General features: G+C 63.1%; 9 protein-coding genes. All 9 read right to left on the bottom strand.

Annotated features, from left to right (window positions below):
- Window positions 1-178: 178 nt before the first annotated feature.
- The gene (locus ABIB54_RS17310; protein WP_354576771.1) at window positions 179-1,582 is read right to left on the bottom strand and encodes an NADH-quinone oxidoreductase subunit N; all 1,404 of its coding nucleotides are present in this window, start codon (window positions 1,580-1,582) and stop codon (window positions 179-181) included.
- Entirely contained in the window at window positions 1,579-3,063 is a 1,485-nt protein-coding gene (locus ABIB54_RS17305) for a complex I subunit 4 family protein (RefSeq protein WP_354576770.1), read from the bottom strand. Before ABIB54_RS17305 ends, ABIB54_RS17310 begins: the two co-directional genes overlap by 4 nt.
- A 4-nt stretch (window positions 3,064-3,067) precedes the next feature.
- A complete protein-coding gene (locus tag ABIB54_RS17300) occupies window positions 3,068-4,771 on the bottom strand; it encodes an NADH-quinone oxidoreductase subunit 5 family protein (RefSeq protein ID WP_354576769.1) in 1,704 nt (567 codons plus the stop codon).
- 143 nt (window positions 4,772-4,914) lie between these two features.
- Window positions 4,915-5,217 carry an NADH-quinone oxidoreductase subunit NuoK gene (locus tag ABIB54_RS17295; protein WP_185202908.1) on the bottom strand — a complete coding sequence of 101 codons (303 nt, stop codon included), beginning with the start codon at window positions 5,215-5,217 and terminating at the stop codon, window positions 4,915-4,917.
- Complete coding sequence (locus ABIB54_RS17290; RefSeq protein ID WP_354576773.1) at window positions 5,214-5,792, bottom strand: NADH-quinone oxidoreductase subunit J; 579 nt, start codon at window positions 5,790-5,792, stop codon at window positions 5,214-5,216. The genes ABIB54_RS17295 and ABIB54_RS17290 overlap by 4 nt, the downstream gene beginning before the upstream one ends.
- Window positions 5,792-6,727, bottom strand: coding sequence for a complex I subunit 1 family protein (locus tag ABIB54_RS17285; protein ID WP_354576768.1), 936 nt, complete (start codon window positions 6,725-6,727; stop codon window positions 5,792-5,794). Before ABIB54_RS17285 ends, ABIB54_RS17290 begins: the two co-directional genes overlap by 1 nt.
- A complete protein-coding gene (locus ABIB54_RS17280) occupies window positions 6,720-7,589 on the bottom strand; it encodes a hypothetical protein (protein ID WP_354576767.1) in 870 nt (289 codons plus the stop codon). The genes ABIB54_RS17285 and ABIB54_RS17280 overlap by 8 nt, the downstream gene beginning before the upstream one ends.
- Window positions 7,590-7,819: 230 nt before the next feature.
- On the bottom strand, window positions 7,820-8,170 hold the full coding sequence (locus ABIB54_RS17275) for an NADH-quinone oxidoreductase subunit A (protein ID WP_354576766.1): 351 nt from the start codon (window positions 8,168-8,170) through the stop codon (window positions 7,820-7,822).
- A 235-nt stretch (window positions 8,171-8,405) separates the two neighbouring features.
- On the bottom strand, window positions 8,406-8,528 hold the full coding sequence (locus ABIB54_RS17270) for a DUF305 domain-containing protein (RefSeq protein ID WP_354576772.1): 123 nt from the start codon (window positions 8,526-8,528) through the stop codon (window positions 8,406-8,408).
- Between the last annotated feature and the right edge of the window lie 13 nt (window positions 8,529-8,541).

Below are 8,541 nucleotides of genomic sequence, written 5' to 3'. Positions count from 1 at the left end.
GAACCCTCACTGGGACGGTTTTCTCGATGCGCTTGCTCCTTCCAAAATCCACACCGCGCGATGACCAAGTCACAAACACACCAGAGCCTTGGCCAGATCGCCCTCTGTAACAATGGCTGCGTGATCGTCGTCGGTCGATCGTGAAATCGTGTTGCGGCTGTGAATGCACGGATCAGCGTCACAGAAGCCCGAGGCCGAGGGCCAAAGGGCCGGCGGCCAGAGTGGCGATTCCCAAAACGACGGTTATCACGTATGCGCGCCGAGGGAAGGAACTTGTTCTCGATCCATCCGTCGCGGCGACCGGTGCGTTAAATGGGCTGATGAAAAGTCGCAGGTAATAGACAAGGCTCAGTACGGTGTTCGCTGCGGCGATAACAACCAGCCACGCCATTCCGCCGTCCCAGGTAGCGGTGAAAACGGCGAGTTTTCCCGCGAACACTGCGGTAGGGGGAGTTCCGAGAAGACTAAGACAACCGACGATAAGAGCGCCGGTTAGCCAAGGATGGGTCTTCGCGACTCCGGCCCAGTCGGCGAGGCTCGGCCGTCGCGGCAAACACGCGACAACCGCGAACACCGCAAGGTTGGTTACCGCGTAGAGCACCAGATAGGTCAGCAGGGCCGCGGATGCCCGTGTGGCCAGGGTAATGACGGCGACGGGCATCAGGAGGTAGCCGACTTGGCTGACCGTGGACCAACCGAGGAGGCGGAGAACGTTCGTCTGTGCCAACGCGGCGAGGTTGCCGACGGTCATGCTGAGCGCAGCGAGCACTCCGATGAGAAGTGGGAGATGCACGGTATCCGGGGCGACCATCACAAGGCGAGAGAGTGCCACCACGGCGCCGAGTTTGGGGACTGTGGTGAGGAATGCCGCGACCGCGGTTCCCGAGGATTGGGCGGCGTCGGGGATCCAGAAATGCCCCGGCACGCCACCGGCTTTGAAGAGAAGCCCGATGATCACGGCGACGAATCCCGCCGCGACCGCAGCCGGCGGAGCGTGCTCGAGCCCTCGGGTGAGACTCGCGTAGGAGCTGGACGCACCGAGGCTCGTGAGAAGGGTGATGCCGGCGAGGAGAAGCACTCCGAATATCGCACCCAAAAGATAGGTCTTCAGGGTGGCCTCGGCTGCCCGCTTTGTGCGGGACAATCCGATCAACGCGTAGAGGGGGATGCTGGCCAGAAGGTATCCGCCCATGACGACCAGCAAATCGCTGGCACCGGCGACGACGACGGTGCCGAGGGTAGCAAGCACGAGAAGTGCATAGGTCTCGCTTTCCCGAGCCGAGCCGATGAATTCATCCTGGCCGATCAGAATTACCACACCTGTCGCTAGCGGCGCGGCGATACGGATGACCGCCGTCGCGCTGTCGATCGCGTAGGTTCCCGTGAAGATTACCGTCGCGGGCTCGAAGGCCGCCACCAGCGCTGTAGCGGCGCTGACCAGAAGTGCTCCGAGGGCGAACCAGCGCGTGAAGATCTGCCGGTTTCGGGGGAGATAGCTGCCGGCGAGGAGGGTGATGACCGCGGCCGCGAAGAGAACGACCTCGGGAATGAGGGCAGCATAGGTCATGTTCATCGATGTCATCCGGTCATCACCTTGATGACGGAATCGACGGCGGGGTGGATGAGCGCAAGCAACGGCCCCGGTAGCACGCCGATGATCACCGAGAGGCCCATCAAAATGGCCAGCGATGCCGTTTCACGGGGGAAAAGGTCCCGGAATCCTTCGGAGCGATTCTTCGTTTCTCCGGTGAACACCTGTTGGAAGGCACGGAGAAGCAGGACCGCGGTGATCAGGATTCCGGGTAGGGCGATCAGTGCCCACCAGGTGGTGCCGATGCTTCCGGTGAAGATCTGGAACTCGGCGATGAAGCCGCTGAACCCGGGAAGCCCTAATGAACCGAACGCGGCGACCGCGAAGAACGCCGCGAAGCGGGGCGCTGGGCGGGCGAGCCCGCCGTAGTCGCGAAGGTCGTAGCTGCCGGTGCGATCGTAAAGGACGCCGGCCAGGAGAAACAGAGCACCGGTAATGAGCCCGTGAGACACCATCTGGGTGACCGCTCCGGTGATGGCCAGTTGTTGTGCCTGCTCGCTATTGTGGCCGACAATTCCAGCCGCACCGACAGCGAGGATTATGTACCCCATGTGGTTAATCGAGGTGAATGCAATCATCCGTTTCACGTCTGTCTGCGCCAACGCGACCAGCGCACCGTAGAGAACGGAGACGATCCCTACCGCGACGATCACACCAGCGTACGAACGCCAGGTGTCGGGGAGCATCGGCATCGCAATACGGACGAAACCGTAGGTGCCCATCTTCAACAGGACACTGGCAAGAACCACTGATCCGATTGTCGGAGCATCCGTGTGCGCCGGTGGCAGCCACGAATGGAACGGGAAGGTGGGCGTTTTGATCGCCAGCCCCACAACGATCGCTGCCAACACGAAGCCTGCCATCACGGGTGTGCCAGTGAACGCTCCCGCCCGCGACAGCTCCACCATGTCGAAGGTGTGTGGAGAGGCGCCGAGGTAGAGACCGATGAACCCGAGCAGAAGGGCGAGGGATCCGAGGAAGGTGTAGAGGAAGAATTTGAGCGCGGACCGGCGCGCGTTACCGTGCCCCCACCCGGCGATGACGAAATACATGCCCACGATGGACAAGTCAAAGAATACGAAGAAGAGGATCAGGTCCTGGGAGGCGAACAGTCCAAGACAGGTGCTCTGAAGGAACAGGAACAGCGCAGCCTGCGGTCTCGGCCGATCAGTCGCCCGAAGGGACCAGATGGCGCAGACCAGAAAAATAACTCCGGTGAGAACAAGAAGTGGCAGCGATAGTCCGTCGACTCCGACGTGGTAGCTCGAGCCGATTCCGGGCATCCAGGAGAGTCGCTGTTCACCCCGCAATGCGGACGAGGGCGAGGGTGCCACCGCGATGATCACTGTCAGCAGGAGATCGACTGCGGCGGTTGCCACCCACACCCACCGCGCAATGGCGGTCGGGAGGCGGCGGATCGACGCTAGGAAGATGGCGACCACGACGGGAAGGAAAATGACAACACTCAGCATGCGGTTACCTCACAACGATCAGCAGAAGAACAGCACCGACAGTGACGACCGCTGCGAACGCGTAGTAGTCAGAGATTTTTCCGGTCTGCAGGCCTCGTACCCGCGCTCCGAGCCCACGGACACCGCCGGCGCCACGATCGATTGTGCGGTCCACGACTCGGTCGAGTCTCTGAATCACCATCGCCGTGTAGTTGAGGGTGGCAAACGACCCGTCCACTGTCGCATCCAACTTCCGATCGAAACGGTATAACGCTCCAGCGAGGCGGAGAGTCGGTTCGGCAACAGTGATCGCGGCCATCCGTTCCAGGCCGAACCAGGTCACACCACCGGGAATTCGCGGGATGCCCCGCCAGAAGACCAGAGCGACCGTCGTGGCGGCAATTACGGCGGACGCAACCAGTTCGGGTACCGTCGATTCCGGTTGGCTAGATGCACCCAGAAGTGCCCGGAATGGCGTGGAAACCCCGGGGATAGCGAGAATTCCGAGCAGAGCAGCTCCACCGGCGAGCACGATCATCGGTGCCAACACGGTTGGTGGGACGGCGCGGGTTCCCCGCTTCTCGGCATCCCACAGCTTGTCCTCGGCTAGTTTTCGCTCGGGAGGGTGGGGCTTTGCCCAGACGGTAGCGATCATTTTGGCCGAATAGGCGGCCGACAGTGCCGCCCCGATCAGTCCCGCGGTATAGAGGGCGGGACTAGCGGCCAATGCGCCGGCAAGGACAGCGTCCTTGGTCCACCACAGTGCAAAGGGCGGTAACCCGGCCAGAGACACTGCCCCGAACAGAAACAGCACTCCGAGTAGTGGCCAGGTGCGGGCGACGCCGCGAAGGGCTTTGAGTTGTTTAGTGCCGGTGGCGGTCAACCAGGCCCCAGCACCGAGGAACAGCAGCGCCTTCGTCGCAGCGTGGCCGATCAGCTGTGCGGTGCCGCCCGCTGTTGCTCCGATGCCTGCGGCGAGGATAACGAAACCGAGTTGAGCAGCGGTGGATGCGGCAAGTAGTTGTTTGAGGTCCTTTTGGGCCAGGGCGATGACCCCGAGCACGATCGTGGTCGCCGCGCCCACCCAGGCCGCGGTCGGACCGGCCCAACCAGTGACCTGAAGGAGCGGCTCCAGCCGCAGCAGAAGGTAGGCGCCCATCGCGACCATAGCGGCGGAGTGCAAAAGGGCGCTGACGGGGCTGGGGCCTTCCATCGCTCGGGACAGCCAGAAGCTGAACGGCAGTTGAGCCGCCTTCCCGAGTCCCGCGATGAGAACGCCAGCGGCGATGACGTGCACCCAGGGGCTCGGGGCGGCTGCCAAATCGGACAGTTTCCACCCGACACCACCGGCGATCGCCGCTCCGGCAGCCGCATAAAGGCCGAGGTCCGCGGCACGGGTGACGGTGAAGGCGACAAACCCGGCCGGCATTGTCGCCGGTTGCCTCCAGTGGAAGCCGATCAGCGCATAGGAGGTGGCCCCCATGATCTCCCAACCCGCCAGCAGCGATGGCAGCGAGTTCGATGACACGGTCAGAATGACCGCTGCAGCGAAGACGAGCATCAGCCCGTGGAACCGTGCTTCCGGCTGCGTCTTCTCCGCAACGGCGAAGATGAGCACCAACAGGGTTACAGCGGTGATAGTGGGCAGAAGAACGGCGGTCAGAGAATCGACCGCCACTGTCGCCCCGGTCGGTGAGATGAACGCGAGCGACACCTCTGGCCGGGTCACCGTGACACTGACGGCCGCGATCAGAGCCGCAGTTGCGACACTGATCGATATCGCTGGGGCACCCCGGTTTGCCCGAGGTCCGCACAGTAGCAGGGACACTCCGGCAGCTGCCGGAAGGAAAATCACTGCGAGTAGCACGGCGCTCATCCGGCGAGATCCGTCGCGGAGTCGGTCATGTCGGAGTTCCGGGACCGGTGCACGACAGTCGCGACCGCGAATCCCATCGCCATCTCCACCGTCATGGCTGCCAATACGACCAGAAGAACAGTTTGCCCATCCGGAGTCGGTGCGAGGAACCACCACAGAGCGCCCCCGGCGAGCAGCACACCGTTGATCATCAGCTCGATGCCCATCATGACCATCACCACGACCTGTTGGGATAGCGCTCCGTACAGCCCGATGGCGAACAGGGCTGCGGCGACCAAGAGAACCAGTTGTAAAGTCATCGGCCGATCCCTCCCCGAATCGGATCCTCAGGATCTGCATTGCCATCGGAGGTTTCCCGGTCGAGGTCATCGCCGTACCGGTCGTAACGTCCTCTGGGGTTTGCGAGCACCAGGCCGGCGACGATCGTGGCGAAAAGAACCGGGCTGATGGTCAACATGACGAGCATTTTCGACCCCATTATCGCGTCCCCCAACGATTGGGTCAGATCGGCGGCCGGAGAGCCGGTCCGAGCCGGCCAGGGGATGACGAATATTGCCACGGCCAGGGCGATGAATACAACGACGGCCAGAACAGCGGAACGGCGTTTGTCGTGGGTCATATCCATCGGCATCAGCGCCGGATTCATACCCATGAACATCACCATGAACACGGCCATTATGGCCATCTCCATTATCATCATCAGGATGGTGATCACCCCGATGTAGTCAAGGTGAAGCATCACGATCATCGCCCCGACCGCGACGAATGAGACGGCGAGTGCGTAGGTGGCGCGCGCCATCGAGTTCACGACGAACACGGCGATGCCACCTGCGATCGCCAGAACGGCGAAGAACCCGAACAAAATGAACGTCATCACAGTGCACCGCCATTCACGCCGACCACAACGGCGACGACGGCCAGTTGAACCAAGACCACCGGAACCACGATCACCCAGGCAATTTCGGCCAGCCGGTCGGGCCTGACCATCGGAAACAGACGTCGGAGTCCCAGGAGCGCCGCAAGGACCAGACACGTTTTCACCACGACCCAGACGCTGGCTGGGAGCAACGGACCGGCGCCCCCACCCAGGAACAGTGGCACCGAGAACGCGGCGCCCGCGACCAGGACGGCGTACCGGCCGCCCAACACCAGTAATCGGTCGATGCCGCTGAGCTCAGAGAGAACACCCCCGCCGATGTCTTCGCCGAGGGCAGTATGGAACGGTCCCCAGGAGGAGAAGGCGACAACGGATGCGGCGAAGACCATGAACGCCACCGGCATCCAGACGATGAACCACAGGTGTTGCTGCGCGGCCTGCACGTCGAGCAGTCGGAGGCTCCCGGCGCCGATGGCCGGCGCAGTAAGCGCGAACATGAGCGGAATCTCATAGGAGAGGGCCTGCGCGAGAAACCGGTAGCCGCCGACGAGTGACCAAGTGCTGTTCGCCCCCCAGCCGAGCAGCCACCACAAAGCCCAGAGCAACACGTCCATCGCGTTGAACCACACCAACCCCACCGGCAGGTCGGCAAAGGTGAAGCCGCCGAACGGGATGACAAGCACTTTCAGAACAGCGGCAATACCCAGCCCCGCACCGGCGATTCGCCACAGTAGCGAATCGGCTCCCGGTATTGTTCTGCGTTGCTGTCGCAAAAGACGCGCGGCATCCCAGAGTGGAGCGGCAAAACCCGATCGCATCGGCGCTCCCTTCGACCGAGCATCCAACGCTCCATTGGCGGATGCCGCGACCCCGGCCAGCGCAACAACACCGAGCGGGAGAAGGAGAACGGCGGCGATGGAAGTGTCACTCATGCGTGACCTCCGCGCTCTGCCAAGGCTGATGGGTTCCCAGGCCGGCCACAATCAGCCGCGTTTCCGACAGCTCCCGCCCGACTATCGCCTCCCGGAGATCGTCTTCCGAAATCACCCGCAGAGAAATTACTTCTGGGATCTTCCTCGCCTTCGGCGGACTCTCGAGAAGTTCCAGAGCAGTATCCAACCAGGCGAGCAACCGTATCCGGAGCGCGCCTCGCTGCACCGCGTCGATTCCCGCCAGAGACCAGCGCAGAGTGCGCGAGCGACGCACCCGGACCAGGGTTCGGCGAAGCTGTGGTCGCAGACGGTCGACGTCTCGACCGGTGATGACATCGCCGCGAATCCGCGCGAGCGACAGTGCGGTCGGCTCCCATCCGGCCACCTCGAGTAGGCGCGCCGCATCATCGATCAACGTGGCCAGCACCGGGGGCTGTTCCGGTTCTGCTGAACGCGGGATCCGCTCGATGCGGGCGTCGGCGACGACATCGCCATGAAGTGTGGCGTGCACGATGAGATCTGCGGGCCACGCGGGGAGAATGGGGCCGATGGACAGGTGCGTCACGTCCATCTCCAGCCCATCGCGGTCCTGGTCTCCCCCGGCCAGCGCGATTCCGGCGGGTCCCGACATGTCCATATCCATATCCATGTCCATGTCCATGTCGCCGTCCGCGTCGCGGGTTCCACCATGCTCATTCGGCATCGACTCGCCGTCAGCGGAGGCGGCCGGATCGGGTCCACGCGCGTCGTCGAGCGTCAGTCGCCGGGTGCCGGCGTCGCGGCGCTGCAGTTTGTCATCCCGAAGCGCCACTGGAATATCGATGAGTGCGTCGGTGAGAGAAACCGTGTCGGTGAGGACCACCCGGTGACGAGGCGAGGGGATTTGAGCCCAGACGGCATCGATGATCGAGGGGAGAATGCCGGTCGGCGAGCCACAGACCAACAGCGCGTCCGCGTCCGCTGGCCCGATCGCCTCCACCCATCCCATCTCGGTGATCGCGACCTGCGCGTGCATCCGCAGGAGGCTGTGTCCAGGCACTTCGACAATCAGCACATGCACCCGCCGAGTGGCCGCCCGCGTGATCGCCGCTGTCACACCCATCGGAGCGCTCCCTCGCGCCACGCCCAGATGATGCCGGCCACAAGGACCCCCAGGAACACAAACATCTCGATGATCGCTTCGGCGCCATTTCGTGCGACGACGAGCGCCCAGGGATACATGAACAGCATCTCCACATCGAAGGCGAGGAAGAGCAGGGTGAGCGGATACCAGCGGGCGTGAAATCGCGAGAGGGCATGTTCCTGAGGCTGCCATCCGGAATGGAAAGGCAACACCTCGATGGTGTCGGCAGAAACCGCAACCGCCCGCCCAGCCAGATAGAGCGCCCCGATTCCGGCCACGCAGGCCCCCAGCACGATGAGCACGCTCAGATAGGACGACATCCGTACCTCCTCCACTGGGACTTTACGATAGCGATCACAAGGCGCTGCGGCGGCAGTACCCACGAGAGAGAGAAAGAGAGAGAGAGAGAGAGAGAGAGAGAGAGAGAGTCTGTGCCTTCGGACGGATCGCGCACGGCCGTCAAGGAACGAGTGATTTCACGATATGCGCCCATGTGCCTGCGCGCTCAGGACAGATCTCGCCGCGGCGAAACCTGTCCCGAGCACGTCCAAGGTCCTATCCGAGCGACGCGAGAAGGCCGCTCATCTTGGTGATCTCCGCGGTCTGGGTCGAGATGATGTTCTTCGCCAGCGTCACGGCGTCAGCGTTTTTGCCCGAGTCGACTTCAGTCCTCGCCATGACCAGCGCGCTC

This window comes from Frigoribacterium sp. UYMn621 (assembly GCF_040549525.1).
GTDB lineage: Bacteria > Actinomycetota > Actinomycetes > Actinomycetales > Microbacteriaceae > Lacisediminihabitans.
The sequence above is the reverse complement of the archived record's forward strand: the minus strand, read 5'-3'. Positions and strand labels throughout refer to the sequence as shown.

What these genes read in the sequence shown, in the direction of transcription:
- ABIB54_RS17310 (WP_354576771.1), bottom strand. Translation starts at nt 1,582, where the DNA reads ATGACATCGATGAACATGACCTATGCTGCCCTCATTCCCGAGGTCGTT.
- ABIB54_RS17305 (WP_354576770.1), bottom strand. Translation starts at nt 3,063, where the DNA reads ATGCTGAGTGTTGTCATTTTCCTTCCCGTCGTGGTCGCCATCTTCCTA.
- ABIB54_RS17295 (WP_185202908.1), bottom strand. Translation starts at nt 5,217, where the DNA reads ATGACTTTACAACTGGTTCTCTTGGTCGCCGCAGCCCTGTTCGCCATC.
- ABIB54_RS17290 (WP_354576773.1), bottom strand. Translation starts at nt 5,792, where the DNA reads ATGACGTTCATTTTGTTCGGGTTCTTCGCCGTTCTGGCGATCGCAGGT.
- ABIB54_RS17285 (WP_354576768.1), bottom strand. Translation starts at nt 6,727, where the DNA reads ATGAGTGACACTTCCATCGCCGCCGTTCTCCTTCTCCCGCTCGGTGTT.
- ABIB54_RS17275 (WP_354576766.1), bottom strand. Translation starts at nt 8,170, where the DNA reads ATGTCGTCCTATCTGAGCGTGCTCATCGTGCTGGGGGCCTGCGTGGCC.
- ABIB54_RS17270 (WP_354576772.1), bottom strand. Translation starts at nt 8,528, where the DNA reads ATGGCGAGGACTGAAGTCGACTCGGGCAAAAACGCTGACGCCGTGACG.